Here is a 16,459-nt window from a genome sequence, read left to right as displayed (position 1 = left end):
AGCCGCGAGCACCCGTCGCTCGAAGCACCCGCACCGTGCGGCCGAAAACCCGCTCCGCTCCTGCCGAGCTCGTGCGTCCGCCCAGCCCGAATCCCAGCCGCCGGAACAACAACACGTCGCATCGAGTACCGGCACTCCGATGGCTTGGAATCCGAGCGCGAACCCGTCCAGTGATGCATTCGGTCCCGGCGTGTTAGAACGTCGACCCATGCCCCGCCGCAGCGCCGCCGTCGTCACCATCGTCGCGCTCGCGCTCACCGGCACCCCCGCGCCCGCCCGCGCGCAGCAGCCCGGCCCCGTCGGCCCCGTCGCCCCCGTCGCCCCCGTCGCCGAGTCCGTGCGCGTCGTGGAGCCTGCGCCCGCGCCCGTGGCTGCGCAGGAGCTCCCGCCGCCGGCCGTCTACGACACGGTGATCCTGCGCGACGGCAGCGTCCTGCGCGGCACCATCCTCGAGCTGCACCAGGACCGCGAGGTCATCATCCAGCTCACCGGCGGCGCGCGGACGATCCTCTGGGCCGACATCGCCTCGACCACCTTCGCCGGCGCCGCCACCACAAGTCCTGAGGGACATGTCCCTGCAGACAGCAGCGCCGCGGTCGCCGAGGACGAAGTGGCTCCGGGTCCGAGCCGCCCGCGGATCTACATCGAGCTCACGCGCCCCGGCGACGTCCACCTGCTCGAGGCCGTGGCCCCGATCGGCTCCGCCAACCCGCAGGCAGCCCGCGCCGGGCTCGCCGGGGCTCGCTCCGTCTGTCGCGCCCCGTGCGGCAAGATCATCGACGGCCGCGCCGGCTACCCGTTCTACTTCGGCGGCGATCGGATGCTGCCGTCGCAGACCTTCTTCCTCAAGGACCTCGAGGGCGAGTACGTCGCCCGCGTCCGGCCCGGCCGGCGCGGCCTGTTGATCGGCGGCATGCTCCTGGCGGGCTACGGCGCCGGCGCCACGCTGGGCGGCACCATGCTCACCGCCATCGGTCGCGACGAGAAGCGCACGGTCGGCTCCGTGGTCCTCGGGGTCGGTCTGGCGATGCTGATCGGCGGCATCGTCATGGCGGTCCGCGGCTCGACCCGCTACCGCCTCGAACGCCGCCGCTGACGCGCGCCTCAGCTCTTACCTGCGCGACGCGGCTCCGTCTCGCGGACCACCCCGAGCGTCTCCGTCAGCACTTGCCACACCGCAGCCACGCGCGGCAACTCGCGCTGCGACTTGTGCCCGACCAGCCACAGATCGTCGACCGGCCAGAGCGCCGCGCTGGCCGCCAGCGTCGCGTCGTGGCGCACCTCGACCAACTCGCGCACGCGCGCGTACGGGGTCGGCAGCAGGACCACGCCCATCCCCGCGGCCGCGCCCGCCAGCAGGCTCGCGTAGTGGCTCGTCCGCAGCACCACGCTCGGGCGCGCCACGTGGCGCGCGATCCACTGCGCCGCCGGCAAGCTGGCCAGGTCGCGGTCGAAGGCCAGCCACGGCGCCGCGCTCCAGTCGTGCAGCACCCCGAGCGAGCGCGCCAGCGTCGGTGACGTCAGCGCCACCGAGCGCGCGTGCATCACCTTGCGGAGCACCAGCTCGGCGGAAGTCGGCCGCACCGATCGCAGCGCCAGATCGGCCTCGCCGCGCGTCAGGTCGACCACCCGCACCGACGTCTCGAGCTCCACCACGATCCCGGGGAACCGCTGCCGCAGCACCGCCAGCGCCGGGATCACGAACATGTCCGCGAAGCCAGGCGGCGCCGACAGCCGCACCACCCCCTCCGGCGCCGCCTCGACCGCCGAAGCCTCGCGCCCGAGGCGTGCGTGGGCCAGCTCCATCGCCTCCGCCGCCACCAGCACCGCCCCTGCGGCGCGCGTCGGCGTCAGCCCATGGCGCCCGCGGTCGAACAGCCGCGCCCCGACCGTCGCTTCGAACGCGGTCAGGCGGCGGCTCACCGTCGAGATGTCGACCCCGAGCCGTCGCGCCGCCGCCCCGAGGTTGCGCAGGCGATGCGCCGCCAGGAACACGCGCACGTCGTCCCAGCGGCCCTCTTCGCCTCCTTGCAATTTTGCCGAGAACGATTGCGGCGATGCGGGTTTTCTTGCGCTCATGCAACGATCATCCTAGCAGCATGCAAACCACCTCCGCACCGCTCCACGTCGTCCTCGGCGCCGGCCAGATCGGCGGCCGCGTCGTCGAACTCCTGCGCGCCCGCGGCCTGCGCGTCCGGCAGGTCCGTCGCACGGCGGTCGGCGTCGGCCCCGAGCTCGTCGCCGGCGACATCCGGGACCTCGACTTCGCCCGCCGCGCCACCGAGGGCGCCGCGATCGTCTACGATTGCATGAACCCGGCCTATCACCGCTGGCCGCAGGAGCTGCTGCCGATGGCCCGCGGCGCCCTGCACGGTGCGCAGCACGCCGGTGCGCGCCTGGTCGCGCTCGACTGCCTCTACATGTACGGCCGGCCGAACGGGCCCATGCGCGAGGACTCGCCGCTGGCTCCGTGCAGCAAGAAGGGCGAGCTGCGCGTGCAGCTCGCCGAGCTACGCCTCGCCGCCGATCGCCGCGGCGACGTCCCGGTGGCGATCGCCCGCGCCAGCGACTTCTTCGGCGCCGATCTGGCCTACGCAGTGTGGAGCGACCACTTTTTTCGCCGAATCATCGCTGGGCGCAAGGGCCAGGTGTTCGGCGATCCCGACCTCCCGCACGCGTACACCGACGTCGAGGACGTCGCCCGCGCCCTCGTCACTCTCGGCACCAGCGACCGCGGCTTCGGCCAGATCTGGCACATCCCCACGCCGCCCGCCGAGAGCACCCGCAGCCTGGCCCGGCGCCTCGGTCGCGCCCTCGACCGCGCCGTCGACGTCACTGTCGTCCCGCGCTGGCTCGTGCGCACGCTCGGCCTGGTCTCGCCGATGATGCATGAGATGGACGAGATGATTTACCAGTGGGAGGTCCCGTTCGAGCTCGACGACTCGAAGTTCCGCGCCGCCTTCGGCTGGTCGGCCCCCCCCGTCGAGGCGTCCGTGGCCCGCGTCGCCACCTGGGCCCGCGAGCGCTACGGCCTCGCTCCGCGGCCCGTCGCGGCCGCCGACCGCCCGTGAGCCGGGTTGCCGCGATCGATGCGTCGATGTCCGATGGGGCATGGTTCAAAAAGCATGCCCTTCAAGGCATGTCCAAAGGGACATGCCCCGCCGCTGCACGCTCGCTGCGCGCAGCGGCTCCCGAGCCGTGGTCCTCAGCCCGGCGTCACGCCCGGCTCGGCCGGGTCGAGCGACCACTCCCACGCGTCGAGCAGCACCACCGAGTCGAAGATGTGGCCGCCGGTGTCCCAGATCGCCAGGCGGATCTCCATGACCTCGCCCGGCGAGACGTTGCCGGTCATCGTCAGCCAGCCGGTGCCGCCGCCGATCATCGTCTGCGCCGGATCGCAGGTCGAGAAGTCGTTCTGGTCGAAGCCCGTGCCGATCAGCTCCGACGTGTTCTTGCAGCCGTTGTAGTCGGACGTCGGCACGCCCTGCGCCGCGCAGCCGACCTCGCCGCCCTGGCACTGGGTGAACAGGCCTTCGGCGACCTTGACCAGGTTGACGCCGATCGGCCACGACGTATTGCCGTCGTCGTAGATCGCCACGTTCTTGTCGTCGGGGTTGCCCTCGGCGTCCGAGTCGACCAGCGCGACGAAGAAGTCGTTGTACTGGCTGCACACGTACTCGGGGTACTCGGCCGAGAAGAAGTACATCTTGGTCGAGAACGACTTGGCGTTGGTCGGCACCCGGATCCGCAGCTTGAGCATGATCGGGTCGTTGGCCGACGGCACCTGCGGCACGTTGCAGCCGGGCGGGTTGGGCAGCTTGCCGCCGATCGCCGTCCACCAGTCTTGCGGCGGCGGGCTCGTCGTGCCGAGGTTGGCGCCGCCTTCGAACTTCACGAAGGGCGGCTTGGTGTCGTTGGCGTCGGCGGCGTTGCCGCTCGACAGCACCATCAGGCGGCTGTGCTTCTGCGGCGCGATCTTGTCGCCGAAGCCGGGGCGGATCGAGCGCGACACGGCGGCCGGCAGACCTGACCCATCGGCCAGGCTGAACTTGCCGCCGATCACGCCCCACGTCCTGTCCTTCGGGTCAGGCGGGTTCTCGACCGTCATCTGGCACAGGTCGAGCGCGCGCGCGTAGTCCAGCGGGTCGGCCGAGTCGCTGGCGAGGGCGGCGTCGCAGCTAGGCGCCTCCTCGTCGGTGTTGCCGTCGCAGTCGTCGTCGACCGTGTTGCCGACGTACTCGTACGCGCCGGGGTTGACCAGCTCCGGGTCGGCGCACGCGCCGCTGGCGACGTCGCAGCAATCGCCGCTGCACACGCCCCAGCCGTCGCCGTCTTCGTCGGCGTCCTCGTCGGCGTCGCCGTCGCAGTCGTCGTCGATCGCGTTGCCGCACACCTCCGGCGTCGGCCACACCGCGCCCTCGCAGGCGCCGAACCCGAGGCCGCCGTCGAGGCACGTCCGCACCCCCGACACGCACGCGCCGATGTCCTGGGTGCCGTCAGGGCCGCCGTAGCACGCCTCCTGCTCGCCCGGCTCGCACGGCCGCGTGCACACCCCGGCGTCGAGGTCGCATACCGGGCCGTCCGGGCTGTCTTTACATTCCTGGTCCGAAGAACATGGTGTTCCGGACATGGTCGTCGTCTCGGTGACGACGCCCTCGGTCGTCGTCGTCGTCGTCGCCGCCGTCGTCGGCTCCGGCCCGGTGGTCGGTTCGCCGGTGGACGTGTCGCCGGTCGACGACGAGGTGGTGCCGGGCGCCGTGGACGCGCTGCTCGTGGTGGACTCGGTGGCCGAGGCGAACCCGTTGGTCGTGGCGGCTGGACCGCCCCCGCAAGCGAGGAGTGCCCACAGCGGCAGCGTGGTGATCGCGGCCGCGGACGGCCCGGTGATTCGTGAAGAACGAGACATCGCGTGCTCCTCCGGGCTCGCGGGACGCGAGCGCGCAAGCTATGCCAAAAAGCCCTTGCGCATGCACGTGGGCCCTTCTTCCGTCAACTCACGCGTGACCCGTCCGTGACTGCCGACCTGGGTGTCTCGTGAGGGCGTGACACCTCGCTGTCACTTGCTCCTGCAACGGACACTCGTTCATGACGGCGGCGTCATTGCGTTGGCGGGAACGAACCGGGTATCGTGCCGCTCGATGCACTTTGGGACCCGATCCAGCCTGGTGTTGCTGGTGAGCGCGATTTCGCTCCCGGCCTGCAACGACGATACGAGCACCCCCGTGACCGAGGGTGACACGGACACCTCGACCACCGGCACCACCGCCGGACCCGGCACCGACACCGACGACGTGCCGACGACCACGGCCCCGACCACCACCGACACCACCAGCGATGTGACGGTCACCACGGTCCCGACCACCACCGAGGGGCCGACCACCGAGACGACCAACACCACCACCGAGACCGGGACCACCACCGAGACCGGGACGGACACCGACACCGACACCGACACCGACGGCGAGACCGACACCGGCGGCCCGGTCGACGGCGTCGTCGAGTGCGACGCCCCGCCGCTGGTCCCGCCGGCCGAGGGCACCTGCGAGGTCCTGGCCCAAGGGCCAGGTGGCACCTTGATCCGCGGCACCGTCCTCGCCCCTGACGTCGTCTACGAGAACGGCGCCGTGCTGGTCGACTCCGGCGGCGTCATCGCCTGCGTCGGCTGCGACTGTCTCGACCTCCCCGAGGCCCAGAACGCGACCCAACTCGGCTGCGCCAAGGGCGTCATCTCGCCCGGTCTCATCAACGCCCACGACCACATCAGCTTCGCCGCCAACGCCCCGATCGGCGAGGGCGTCGACCGCTACGAGCACCGCCACGACTGGCGCGTCGGCAAGAACGGCCACCAGAAGCTCACCGTCCCCGGCGGGGCCTCTGCCCAGGAGATGCTCGCGGCCGAGTTCCGCTTCATCATGAGCGGCGCCACCTCGACCGCGGCCGCGGGCGGCCGCCCGGGCCTGCTCCGCAACCTCGACATGGGCCTGCTCGAGGGCCTGCCGATCCCGGTCGCCAACAGCGACACCTTCCCGCTCGGCGACACCAACGGCTACCAGAACGGGTCGATGTGCGGCGGTTACCCCGACATCACGCTGACCTCCGAGATCGCCGACGAGAACGCCTACCTGCCGCACATCGCCGAGGGCATCGACGACTACGCGCGCAACGAGTTCGTGTGCCTCAGCGAGGGCACCAGCGACATCATCGCCGGCCAGACCGCGATCATCCACGCCATCGGCCTGACCGCCGAGGACAGCGCCACCATCCACCCCGACCGCGCGCGCATCGTCTGGTCGCCGCGCTCCAACATCGTCCTCTACGGCAACACCGCCCAGGTCACCGTCCTCGACAACCTCGGCGTCCCGCTCGCGCTCGGCACCGACTGGGTCGCCTCGGGCTCGATGAACATGCTCCGCGAGCTCCGCTGCGCCGACGAGCTCAACACCACCTACTACGACAACCACTTCAGCGACCGCGACCTGTGGGCCATGGCGACGCTGAACGGCGCCCTGGCGACCGGCAGCGAGAACGCGATCGGCCTGCTGCGGCCCGGCTACGCCGGCGACATCGGGGTGTTCGACGGCGCCGAGCTCGAGCGCCACGCCGCCGTGGTCCGCAGCGAGCTCCCGGGCGTCGTCCTCGTCATGCGCGGCGGCCTGCCGCTCTACGGCGACACCGCGGTGATGGCCGGCTTCAACGGCATGACCTGCGAGGACATCGACGTGTGCGGGCGGGCCAAGACCGCCTGCGTCAGCGGCGACACCGGCGGCGTCACGTACGCGCAGATGAAGGCCGCGATCGAGACCACCTACCCGCTGTTCTTCTGCGGCACGCCCGACGACGAGCCGACCTGCGTGCCCTCGCGTCCGGGCGAGTACGACGGCCTCGCGGTCGCCGACGACCTCGACGGCGACGCGATCGCCGACGCCGACGACAACTGCCCGAGCGTGTTCAACCCGCCGCTCCTCATCGAGCCGGGCGTGCAGCCCAACGCCGACGGCGACGCCGCCGGTGACGCCTGCGACCCGTGCCCGCTCGACAACACCGACACCTGCACCTTCATCGACGCCGACGACATGGACGACGACGGCGTGCCCAACGGCGCCGACAACTGCATCCGCGTCGCCAACGGCGACCAGGCCGACGGCGACGACGACGGCAAGGGCGACGAGTGCGACACCTGCCCGACCGCCAACCCGGGCTACTCGCCGTGCCCGATCACGATCGAGGCCATCCGCGATCCCAACCACCCGCAGCACCCGCAGGACGGCGCCGTCGTCAAGATCGTCGACGCTTACGTCACAGGCATCCGCCCGCTGACGGGCACCTCGCGCGGCTTCCACATCGAGACCGGCACGCAGATGCCCTACACCGGCATCTTCGTGTTCACCGGCAACACCTCGCCGGCTGTCAAGGTCGGTGACAAGGTCGACGTCACCGGCACCTACGAGCTGTACTTCGGCCTCGACGAGATCTCGTACCCGCAGGTCTCGATCGTCGAGACCGGCAACGCCCTGCCGTTCGACCCGCTGCCGGTCGAGCCGGCCGACATCGCCACCGGCGGTGCCGACGCCGTCACCTTGCAGTCGATGCTCGTCTCGGTCGACATGCTGACGATCACCGTCCTCAACCCCGACGCGCCGATGGACTTCGACGAGTTCGCGGTCACCGGCAACCTCCGCATCGACGACCAGCTGTCGGACGCGGTCAAGGACATGCAGCTCAACAACGCCTGCCCCGTCGGCACCCAGTTCGAGTCGATCGCCGGCGTGCTCGGCTACAGCTTCAACAACAGCAAGCTGCAGCCGCGCGTGACGAGCGACATCGTCCTCGGGCCCAACAACATGTGCAACCCGTGGCCGTAGCGCCGCCGGTCGCGACCGCCTAAACTTGCGCCCGGTGTCTCCAGGCCGCTCTTCTCGCCGCGCCTCGGTCCGTTTCGGGCCGGGGCGTTTCGCGTCGCTGCGACGGGCTGGGCAGCGCTCGCGTCGCGCCTCCGCGGCCGTCTCGCAGCGCGCCGTTCCGCCGCACCCGTCCGGGCGGTCCTTCTTCGCCGCCGTCCGGCTCGTCGTCGCCGCGACCGTCGCCTCTTTCACCGCCTCGGTGCGGCCGTCCCGTCGCTCCCTCGTCCTCGTCGTCGCCACCGTCGCCGCGCTCCTGGCTACCGACGCCTCCGCCGAGCCGGCGCGGCGCTGGCCGCTGTGGCCGACCGAGGTCTCGCGGGCGGCCGAGCCGCTGGTCGGCGCGCCCGAGAGCGAGCTGCGGCTCGTCCGTGACAGCCGGCGCGTCGCCGCAGTGCGCGACCTCGACGTGTTCGCCACTCCGCTGGTCGCACCGATCCTCGTCGCCGCGCTCGAGGACCGCTCGAGCGCCGTCCGCCGCGAGGTCCTCCAGGCCTGCCTCGAGCGCCAGCTGCTCGCCTGTGCCCCGGCGGCGCGCAAGATCTGGCAGAGCGAGCTCGACGACCCCGCGCTCCGCGTCGCCGCCCTCCGCGTCGTCGTCCTCGCCCCCGACCCCGACCGCCTGCAGCTGTTCCTCACCGCCCTGCGCGACCCGGACGCCCTGATCCGCGCCGAGGCGATGCGCACCTTCGCGGCCGCGAGCTGGCCCAAAGACCAGCTTGCGATCGTCCGCACCAACCTGATCGCCAAGCTCTCCGATCCCGCCCCCGAGGTCCGGCGCGCCGCTGCCCACGGCCTCGGCGTCCTCGGCCCCGACGATCCGCGCAGCGGCCGATCCGATGGCGCCCTGCCGCTCACCCGCCTGCTCGTCGACCCCGACCCGCAGGTCCGTCAGGACACCGCCGACGCGCTCGCCCGCCTGCGCGACCCCCGGGCTGCCCCGGCCCTGCTGCGCGCGCTCCAGGTCGGCGACGAGACCTACGTCGGCCGCAGCCTCCTGCACGCCTTCGCGGCCCTGCCCGGCCCCGCCGCCGCTGCGGGCAAACCCGGCGACGGCCCCGACGGCCTCGACGTCGACGCCGAGCTGCTGCGCCTTCTCGACGCCCCGCCGCGCAACCTGCTCCCGCGCCACGTCGCCGAGGCGATCGCGCGCCGACGCACCCCGAGCACCGCGCTGGCCCAGGGTCTGGTCGCCCGCCTGCGCGAGGACGCGCTGCGCCAGACCGAGGCGCACGCCCTCCGCCAGCCCGCGCTCGACGCCCTCCTCGGCCTCGGCGAGGCCGCCCGCCCGGCCCTGACCGCCGCGCTGGCCCGCGGCCTCGAGCCGCCGCTCGAGCGCGAAGTCCGGCGCCTGCTCGCCGCCCTCGACCCGCCGCGCACCGCCGCAGTGTTCGCCGCGCCGTGGCCGGCCGACGCCGAAAGGGACGCCTGGCAGAGCGCCCTCGCCGAGCCCGATCCCGCCGCTCGCCTGCGTGCCGGCGCGGCTCTCGGCGCGCGGGCTCCCGATTGGCTCGGCGGCGCCGCCGGCCTGCGCCTGGGGCTCGCCGGCAGCGCGGAGTGGCGCCGCCCCTGGCTGCTCGCGCTCGCCAGCGCCCCCGGCTGGACCGCCGTCGACGCCGCGCTCCCGACCAGCCTCGGCCTCTGGGCCGCCGATCCGTCGCTCGCCAGCGCCGATCGCTGCCTCGCCGTCGTGGCCCTCGCCCGCCAGCGCCACGGCGGCGCCACCTTCCTGCGCGTCGCCGCCCAGCAGGCCGCCACCGCCGACGCAGGCGTGCGCGCCTGCACGGCCGGCGCCCTCGCCTGGGCCTCGCCGCGCGCCGCCGATCCGCTGCTCGCCGGCCTCCTGCGCGACGCCTCCGCGCGGGTGCGCACCAGCGCCGCGCTCGCGCTGGCCTGCCGCGAGCGGCCCGACCCCGAATTCGCGCCCCAGCTCGCGCTGATGGCCGCCCGCGACCCCGAACCCGCCGTCCTCCGCGCCGTCGAGCTCGCCCGCGCCCCTGAGCGCTGCGACGCCTGGGGCCTCGTGTTCGCCCCGCCCGGCGAGACCGGCCCGTGGCTGGCCCTGCGCCTGCGCGGCCACGAGTTCCAGGCCCCCGCCGAGACCCTCGGCCCGCTCCGCCTCGCCTTCGGCCCAGGCCTCGCCGACGCCACGATCCGCGACCTCGCCGGTCCACCCGCCGAGGCGACCAGCCCGCGCATCGTCTTCGACTAGCGCCGAGCGGGCCTGAGCATGCTGCTCACCGGTGGGGCGATCTTCCTTTAGTAAGGAAGCGACCCTCGCCGTCCTCGCCAATTCCGCCGCCATTCGGCGTTCAGCCCGCCTCTCCTGGCGATCGGGCCACCGCGATGCCTCCGCACCCCCGCGTTGCGAATCGTGTATCGCGGTCGGTGCAGCCGACCGGCCGGCGGCCCGAAGTCATCAGAAGTTGCTTTCTCGCCGAGAAAGCAATCGCCCTCGCCGCCCCGATCCGCGCCTCCACCTCAACCTCTCGCAACCACACGATTTTCTGTCTGGACCCAGACTTGCTCAATAGGTCGGGTATGCGAGCCGTGACCCCTGCCGACGAGTTCCTGGCCCAGATCAACCCCCACCTGCCGCGCCTGACCAGCGTCGGCATGCGCCTCACCCGGCAGCGCAGCGAGGCTCAGGACCTGGTGCAGGAGGCCCTGACCAAGGCGTGGGCCAACTGGCACCGCTTCCGGCCCGGCGGCAGCCTGGGCGCCTGGCTGTCGCGGATCCTGGTCAACACCTTCATCTCGCGGCACCGCCACCAGCGCGTCGTCGACGTCACCGCCTGCCGCAGCGACATCGCCGAGCACCTGTTCGACGCCGCCCGGATCGACGCCTGCAGCGCGCCCGAGGCCGCGTGGCACGCCGAGGGCCTGTCCGACGAGGTGGCCGCCGCGCTCGCCGCTCTGCCCGAGCACTACCGCGAGGTCGTCGAGCTCGTCGATCTCCACGGCCTGGCCTACCGCGAGGCCTCCGAGCAGCTCGGCTGTCCGCTCGGCACCGTGATGAGCCGCCTGCATCGCGCGCGCCGTCTCCTCCGCGACCAGCTCTCGGACTATGCTCAGCAGCACGGCCTCCACGCCGCTGCCGCCTGATGCTCGCCCCTCGCCCCCGCGCCCTCCTCACCTGTCTCTTGGGACTGGTGCTCGTCACCGCCTGCGAGGGCAAGCCCGCTGCCGGAACCACCGGCAAGACCGGCGGCGCTGCCCCGGTGCTCGCGCTCGGCGCTCCCGTCCCGCCCTTCGCCGGCACCACCTTGCGCGGCGAGCCGCTCAGCCTCGCCGAACTGCGCGGCCGCGTCGTCCTCCTCAACGTCTGGGCCACCTGGTGCGACCCCTGCCGCGAGGAGCTGCCCGACCTGCAGGCGCTCCACGTCCGCCACGAACCCGAGGGCCTCACCGTCCTCGGCGTCAGCACCGACGCTGCCCGCGACGCCAAGACCCTGCGCACCATGGTGTCGGGCTTCGGCCTCACCTACCCGGTGATCCACGACGAGCGCAACGTGGTCAGCGGCCCGTTCCAGGTCATCGGCTACCCCGCCAGCTACCTGATCGACCGCGCCGGCAACCTCCGCTGGCGCCGCGACGGCCTCATCCCCACCGGCGACCCCGAGCTGGCCGCCGCTCTGGCCGCCGCCCTGGCCGAGCCCGCGCCTTAGCGCTTCGGGACATGTCCGCCGCGACATGTCCCGAAAGCGTTTCGCCTCAGACCCCGAGCAGCTCGCGCACGCTGCCTGCCACCGCCGCGGTGGGCAGGCACATGCGGGCTCCGGCGGCGCGGGCGGCCGCGCGGATCTCGTCGGTCGGCGTGTCGTGGACCGCGATGATCTGCGGGTTGCTTGGCCCTGCGGCCAGCTTGGCGATCACGTCGGTGCTCTTGAGGTCGGGCACCGTCATGCTGAGGATGACGTAGCGCGGCGGGGCCGCCTGGGCGACCAGGAGCGCGTCGGCGCCGGTCTGGGCGGTCTTGATCTCGAGCGGCGGCGTCGCGCGCTCGAGCTCTTCCTTCACCTTCGCGCGGAAGTCGGCGTTCTGGGTGACGAGCAGCACCTTCGAGTTCTCGCGCGGGTCGGTCGAGGGCTCGATGCGGGGCTCGTCGCGGAGGTGGAACGCCTCGACCACGCGGCGGCGGACCTCGGTGACGTCGAGCGGCTTCTTGAGGCACGCCGACGCCCCGGCGGCCAGGATCCGCTCCATGTTCGCCTCGGTGTAGTAACCGGTGATGGCGATGATCTCGGTGTGCATCGTCGACGCGTCGCGCTTGAGGCGGGCGCACACCTCGAAGCCGTCGACGCCGGGCATCATCAGGTCGAGGAAGATGAGCTGCGGGCGGAACGTCGCCACCAGGCGGCCGGCGTCGAACGCGTCGCGGGCGACCTCGACGTCGAACTGATGGGACAGGTCCTTGAGGACATCTCGGACCAGGTCGAGCACGACCGGCTCGTCGTCGATCACGAGCAGGCGGCCGACCTCGTCGCCGGTCGGCACCGTGAACGGGATCCCGCGCTCCTGACAGACGCGCTCGAGGTCCTCGCGGCGCACGCGGCGGTGGCCGCCGACCGTCTTGAAGGCCGGGATCAGGCCGTCCTCGATCCAGCGGATCACGGTGGTCGGCGTGACGCAGCAGATCCGCGCGACGTCGTGGGTGGAGTAGGTGTCTTTGACTGGTGTACGTCCGCGGCTCATACGCTGGGGGGCTGCCCTTCGGGGGCGTCCGGGAGGTGGATCGTGAAGGTCGTACCCAGTCCGGGCTGCGACCGCACGAGGATATCACCTCCGTGGTCCTTGATGATTCCGTAGGAGATCGCAAGCCCGAGGCCGGTGCCTTTGCCGATGTCCTTGGTGCTGAAGAACGGGTCGAAGATGCGGTCGAGGATCTCCGGGGCGATCCCGCAGCCTTCGTCGGCGATTTCGACGACCACGCGGCCGTCCTCACGATCGAGGCGGATCCGGATCCGGCCGCCGCGCGGCATGGCGTCGACCGCGTTCGAGAACAGGTTGAGGAACACCTGCTCGATCTGGTCGGCGTCGCCGACGATCATCGCCGCCTGCAGCCCGGAGCGCAGGATCCGGACGTTGTGCATCCGCCACTGGTACTCGCCGATGCCGATCACGCGGTCGATGAGCCCGCTCAGGTCGAGCGGCCGGCGCTTGCCGCCCTCGCGCTGGCGCGAGAACAGCAGCACGCCCTCGACGATCTTGCGGCAACGCTCGCCGCTGGCCGCGATCTTCTCGACCTTCTCGCGCACGTTCGGGTCGAGCGGCTTCTCGAGCAGGAGCCGGCTGTAGCCGACCACGCCGCTGAGCGGGTTGTTGATCTCGTGGGCGATCCCCGCCGCCAACAGCCCCACCGCCGCCAGCTTCTGCGTGCGCAGCACCTGGTCTTCGAGCGCCCGGCGCCGCCGCAGGTCGAGCGCGACGAGCACCGCGCCGGCGCCCGGGTCGTCGGCCCCGCGCAGCAATCGGCCCTCGAGGTGCAGCGGGATCTCCTTCCCGCCCTCGGCCAACACCGCGACCTCGGTGGCGATAGCGCCGGCCTTCCGCAGGCTCTCCCACAAGCTGTCCCATCGGGCAGGTTCGGCCAGTCGCGCGACCTCGACCCCGAACTTGCGCCCGCGCGCCGCCTCCGCCGAGACCCCGAGCAGCTGCTGGCTGGCGCGGTTCCACGTCACCACGCGCCCGGACGCGTCGATCGAATTGATCAGCACGCTGGTCTGGTCGAGCAGCAGCGCCTGGTACGCCGCCAGCGCCTCCGTCTCGATCATCAACCGTCCGCCCTCGAGCCCGAGCGCCAGCTGCGGAGCGAGCAGCGCCAGCAGCCGCAGCGGCGGCGCGTCGCGCGGCCCGGCGCCCGCCAGCACGAAGAACCCGGCCACCCGGGGATTGGCCCCGAGCGCCAGGCGGAGCGCGTGGCGCCGGCCCTCGAGGTCGCCGAACCATCGCCGGTGCGTCGGCTCCGTCGCGTCGATCTCGACCACCGCCGGACCGCTGCCCCACGCCGCCGGCGGATCGCTCTCGGCCGGCAGCGTCGAGACCCGCGGCGCGCAGCCCGTGCGCAGCGTCCACCGCTGCCAGCCCTCGCCCACGCGCGCCAGCACCACCCCGCGGGTGAAGCCGAGCGAGTCCATGATCGCCCCGCAGGCCGCGGCCACGTTGTCGTGCGGTCGGGCCGTCGACACCAGCAGGCGGTCGACCTGGGCCAGCAGGCGATCCTCGAAGTCCTGTTGCCGGCGCTCGCGGAGGTCGCGGAGCAGCGCCACCGTCGGCGCCCCCTCCTCGCGCCCGCCCGCCAGCGACAGCTCGACCGGCAGCGGCGCCCCGTCGAGGCGGCGCAGCTCGATCTCCCCGTGCCAGTTGCCGACCCGCGCCTGCGTCAGCGCCTCGCTGAGCGCCCGCGCGGCCGCCGGCTCCGCCAGCTCGAGCAGGCTGCGCCCGCCCAGGTGCGGCCCGCTCCTGGCCTCCGAGTCCTGTCCCGAAGGCAAGGGCCTCCCGGACATGTCCTCCGCGCCATGTCGCTGCCGCGCCGGCGAGGCGGCACGCTCGGCCCCCGCGGTCCCGCGCTGGGCCGCTTCGCTCCGAGCGACGCCAGGACTCCCCGACACATCCTCCGCGCCATGCCGTGGCGGCGCCGCGCGATCGAGCCCCGCGGTCCCTCGCGCACCGCCCTCGCTCCGGGCGGCCGCCTCCTGTCCCCCAGGCCAGGTCCTGGCGGACATGTCCTCTGCGCCCGGTCGTCCCCGCCCCGAAAGCCCGACCCTGCCGGCTCCGGCCACGCGCGCCTCGACTTCTCCGCCTGCGATGCGGCCCGGCGCGCCCGATCCCGCGGCCCGCGACGCCCCGTCGCGGCTCCGCTCGACCCGCCCGTCCGCGGCGCCTGTCGACGCTCCCGTGTCGACGGCATCGCCCGCTCGCGCCACCTGCTCCGAGGACAATGTCCGCATGGACATGTCCTCCGCGCCAGGCCGCATGCGCCCGCGGACGTCGCCGGCGAACAGCGCCCGCGCGGCCGGATTGGCGTGGACGATCATCCCCGCCCCGTCGAGCAGCAAGAGCCCCTGGTCGAGCGCCTCGAGGCAGCGGGCCAGCGCGCGGCCGACGTCGGGCGTCTGCGACCGCTCCGGCGCGGTGAACGTGAGCAGCACGTTGTCGCTGGCGAGCTTGCTGGCCCGCACCGCGCACGGCCACGCCCGCCCGCGGCCCGGCACCAGCGTCAGCTCGAGCGAGAAATTATGCCCCGCGGGTCGCCCGCGCAGCCCCGTGAAGGCCCGCCCGAACGCGCTGCGCTCGCTGGCGCGCGCGATGTAGGCCAAAAACGGCTCGCCGCTGAGGTCTGCTGCGGCGAGGCCCTCGGCGAGGCCGGGGTTGGCGGCCAGGATGAGGCCCGCGGGCGTCAGCACGGCCGCCGGCATCGCCAGCGCCGCGACGATCTCGCTGTAGGCGCCGAGCGCGCCGTCAGTGCCGAGACGGACCGTCGCTTCGGCGTCGCCGAGGCGCGGCAGCGAGGTGGTCTTGGAGCCCTGGGCCACGAGTGAGGCGGCATGCTTAGCAAAATTCCCCGCCTGGTGCCCGAGGTCGAGATCGCGCGGCGCCGTCTCGCGCCCCCCGGTCACGCCTGCTAGTCTGCCGCGCCGATGACGCTCACCGACCCTGGCCGCCTCGCGGGAGTGCGGCTCGCCGCCACCGTCGTCCTCCTGCGCGAGCGCGCCGCCGGCGACCCCCAGGTCTTCATGCTCCGGCGCAGCGCCAAGAGCCCGTTCATGCCCGACACCCTGGTCTTCCCCGGCGGCGCGGTCGACCCCGGCGACGGCCCGGAGGGCAGCGACGCGGCCTTCGACGCCGCGGCCCGCCGCGAGTGCCGGGAGGAGGCCGGCGTGGTCCTCGACGCCCACGACCTCCACTGGTTCGACACCTGGCTCACCCCCACCGCCGAGCCGCGCCGCTACCTGGCCCGCTTCTACGTGGCCCGCCTGGCCGAGGGCGAGGCCGAGGACGCCGCCGCCGACGGCCACGAGACCCACGAGGGCCGCTGGGCCACCCCCGCCGAGATCCTCGCCGCCTGGGCCCGCGAGGAGGTCGACCTCCCGCCGCCGACGCTGTGCACCGTCATGCGCCTGGCCGACGAGCGCCGCGCCGGCCTGGTCGGCCTCCCGTCGGCCGCCGTCCACGAGCCGATCCTCCCCAAGGGCCTCCTGCAGCCCGACGCCAACGGCGAGGCCCAGCTCGTCGTCGTCCTGCCGCACGACCCCGCCTACCCCGACCTGCCCGGCGACGGCGTCCCCGCCCCCGCCCGCGTCGCCGACCTGCCGCACCGCCTCGTCCGCGCCGGGAGGACCTGGCGCCTGTGCTGACCCTCGGGACATGGCTCTGGGGTCATGCTCGTTCGGGCATGTCCGTGGCAGCAGGTGCGAAGGGAAATGTCCCTCACGACATGTCCCTCGCGCCACCTGAGGGTGTCCCAGAGACCATGTCTCGAGGGGCATCCACCTCTGTCCCTCACGACATGTCCCTCGCGCCATCGTCTCCTGTCCCACGGGCCATGCCGCAGTCATCGT

General features: G+C 73.1%; 12 protein-coding genes. 8 read left to right on the top strand and 4 right to left on the bottom strand.

Annotated features, from left to right (window positions below):
* The first annotated feature begins 208 nt into the window (after positions 1 to 208).
* Positions 209 to 1,096: a hypothetical protein gene (locus OV090_RS26650; protein ID WP_267707430.1), complete on the top strand. Its 888-nt coding sequence runs from the start codon at positions 209 to 211 to the stop codon at positions 1,094 to 1,096.
* Positions 1,097 to 1,104: 8 nt separating this feature from the next.
* On the opposite strand, the gene OV090_RS26645 is transcribed toward OV090_RS26650, so the two are convergent.
* Complete coding sequence (locus OV090_RS26645; RefSeq protein WP_267707429.1) at positions 1,105 to 2,079, bottom strand: LysR family transcriptional regulator; 975 nt, start codon at positions 2,077 to 2,079, stop codon at positions 1,105 to 1,107.
* Between the two features lie 20 nt (positions 2,080 to 2,099).
* On the opposite strand from OV090_RS26645, the gene OV090_RS26640 reads away from it, so the two are divergent.
* Positions 2,100 to 3,071 carry an NAD-dependent epimerase/dehydratase family protein gene (locus OV090_RS26640; protein WP_267707428.1) on the top strand — a complete coding sequence of 324 codons (972 nt, stop codon included), beginning with the start codon at positions 2,100 to 2,102 and terminating at the stop codon, positions 3,069 to 3,071.
* A 134-nt stretch (positions 3,072 to 3,205) separates the two neighbouring features.
* On the opposite strand, the gene OV090_RS26635 is transcribed toward OV090_RS26640, so the two are convergent.
* A complete protein-coding gene (locus OV090_RS26635) occupies positions 3,206 to 4,630 on the bottom strand; it encodes a choice-of-anchor L domain-containing protein (protein WP_267707427.1) in 1,425 nt (474 codons plus the stop codon).
* Here OV090_RS26635 and OV090_RS26630 point away from each other — a divergent pair.
* The 5 genes from OV090_RS26630 to OV090_RS26610 all read left to right on the top strand — a co-directional run bounded on the left by OV090_RS26630 (position 4,629) and on the right by OV090_RS26610 (position 11,566).
* Positions 4,629 to 5,015 carry a hypothetical protein gene (locus OV090_RS26630; protein ID WP_267707426.1) on the top strand — a complete coding sequence of 129 codons (387 nt, stop codon included), beginning with the start codon at positions 4,629 to 4,631 and terminating at the stop codon, positions 5,013 to 5,015. The genes OV090_RS26635 and OV090_RS26630 overlap by 2 nt on opposite strands.
* A 123-nt stretch (positions 5,016 to 5,138) precedes the next feature.
* On the top strand, positions 5,139 to 7,862 hold the full coding sequence (locus OV090_RS26625) for an amidohydrolase family protein (protein WP_267707425.1): 2,724 nt from the start codon (positions 5,139 to 5,141) through the stop codon (positions 7,860 to 7,862).
* 238 nt (positions 7,863 to 8,100) lie between these two features.
* On the top strand, positions 8,101 to 10,110 hold the full coding sequence (locus OV090_RS26620; RefSeq protein ID WP_267707424.1) for a HEAT repeat domain-containing protein: 2,010 nt from the start codon (positions 8,101 to 8,103) through the stop codon (positions 10,108 to 10,110).
* 329 nt (positions 10,111 to 10,439) lie between these two features.
* Positions 10,440 to 11,003 (top strand): sigma-70 family RNA polymerase sigma factor, encoded by a 564-nt coding sequence (locus OV090_RS26615; protein WP_267707423.1) that lies wholly within the window; start codon positions 10,440 to 10,442, stop codon positions 11,001 to 11,003.
* Positions 11,003 to 11,566 (top strand): TlpA disulfide reductase family protein, encoded by a 564-nt coding sequence (locus OV090_RS26610; protein ID WP_267707422.1) that lies wholly within the window; start codon positions 11,003 to 11,005, stop codon positions 11,564 to 11,566. The genes OV090_RS26615 and OV090_RS26610 overlap by 1 nt, the downstream gene beginning before the upstream one ends.
* 46 nt (positions 11,567 to 11,612) lie before the next feature.
* On the opposite strand, the gene OV090_RS26605 is transcribed toward OV090_RS26610, so the two are convergent.
* The gene (locus OV090_RS26605; protein ID WP_267707421.1) at positions 11,613 to 12,593 is read right to left on the bottom strand and encodes a response regulator; all 981 of its coding nucleotides are present in this window, start codon (positions 12,591 to 12,593) and stop codon (positions 11,613 to 11,615) included.
* Entirely contained in the window at positions 12,590 to 15,433 is a 2,844-nt protein-coding gene (locus tag OV090_RS50940; protein WP_267707420.1) for an ATP-binding protein, read from the bottom strand. Before OV090_RS50940 ends, OV090_RS26605 begins: the two co-directional genes overlap by 4 nt.
* A 105-nt stretch (positions 15,434 to 15,538) precedes the next feature.
* Between OV090_RS50940 and OV090_RS26595 the strand changes: the two genes are divergently transcribed.
* On the top strand, positions 15,539 to 16,255 hold the full coding sequence (locus OV090_RS26595) for an NUDIX hydrolase (protein ID WP_267707419.1): 717 nt from the start codon (positions 15,539 to 15,541) through the stop codon (positions 16,253 to 16,255).
* Positions 16,256 to 16,459 lie beyond the last annotated feature (204 nt).

The organism is Nannocystis sp. RBIL2 (genome assembly GCF_026626745.1).
Classification (GTDB): domain Bacteria; phylum Myxococcota_A; class Polyangia; order Nannocystales; family Nannocystaceae; genus Nannocystis.
Note: the sequence above shows the minus strand (reverse complement) of the source record. Positions and strands in the feature narration are given on the sequence as shown.

Coding starts and splice junctions, on each gene's coding strand:
- OV090_RS26650 (WP_267707430.1), top strand. CDS start 209: ATGCCCCGCCGCAGCGCCGCCGTCGTCACCATCGTCGCGCTCGCGCTC.
- OV090_RS26645 (WP_267707429.1), bottom strand. CDS start 2,079: ATGAGCGCAAGAAAACCCGCATCGCCGCAATCGTTCTCGGCAAAATTG.
- OV090_RS26640 (WP_267707428.1), top strand. CDS start 2,100: ATGCAAACCACCTCCGCACCGCTCCACGTCGTCCTCGGCGCCGGCCAG.
- OV090_RS26630 (WP_267707426.1), top strand. CDS start 4,629: ATGGTCGTCGTCTCGGTGACGACGCCCTCGGTCGTCGTCGTCGTCGTC.
- OV090_RS26635 (WP_267707427.1), bottom strand. CDS start 4,630: ATGTCCGGAACACCATGTTCTTCGGACCAGGAATGTAAAGACAGCCCG.
- OV090_RS26625 (WP_267707425.1), top strand. CDS start 5,139: ATGCACTTTGGGACCCGATCCAGCCTGGTGTTGCTGGTGAGCGCGATT.
- OV090_RS26615 (WP_267707423.1), top strand. CDS start 10,440: ATGCGAGCCGTGACCCCTGCCGACGAGTTCCTGGCCCAGATCAACCCC.
- OV090_RS26610 (WP_267707422.1), top strand. CDS start 11,003: ATGCTCGCCCCTCGCCCCCGCGCCCTCCTCACCTGTCTCTTGGGACTG.
- OV090_RS26605 (WP_267707421.1), bottom strand. CDS start 12,593: ATGAGCCGCGGACGTACACCAGTCAAAGACACCTACTCCACCCACGAC.
- OV090_RS26595 (WP_267707419.1), top strand. CDS start 15,539: ATGACGCTCACCGACCCTGGCCGCCTCGCGGGAGTGCGGCTCGCCGCC.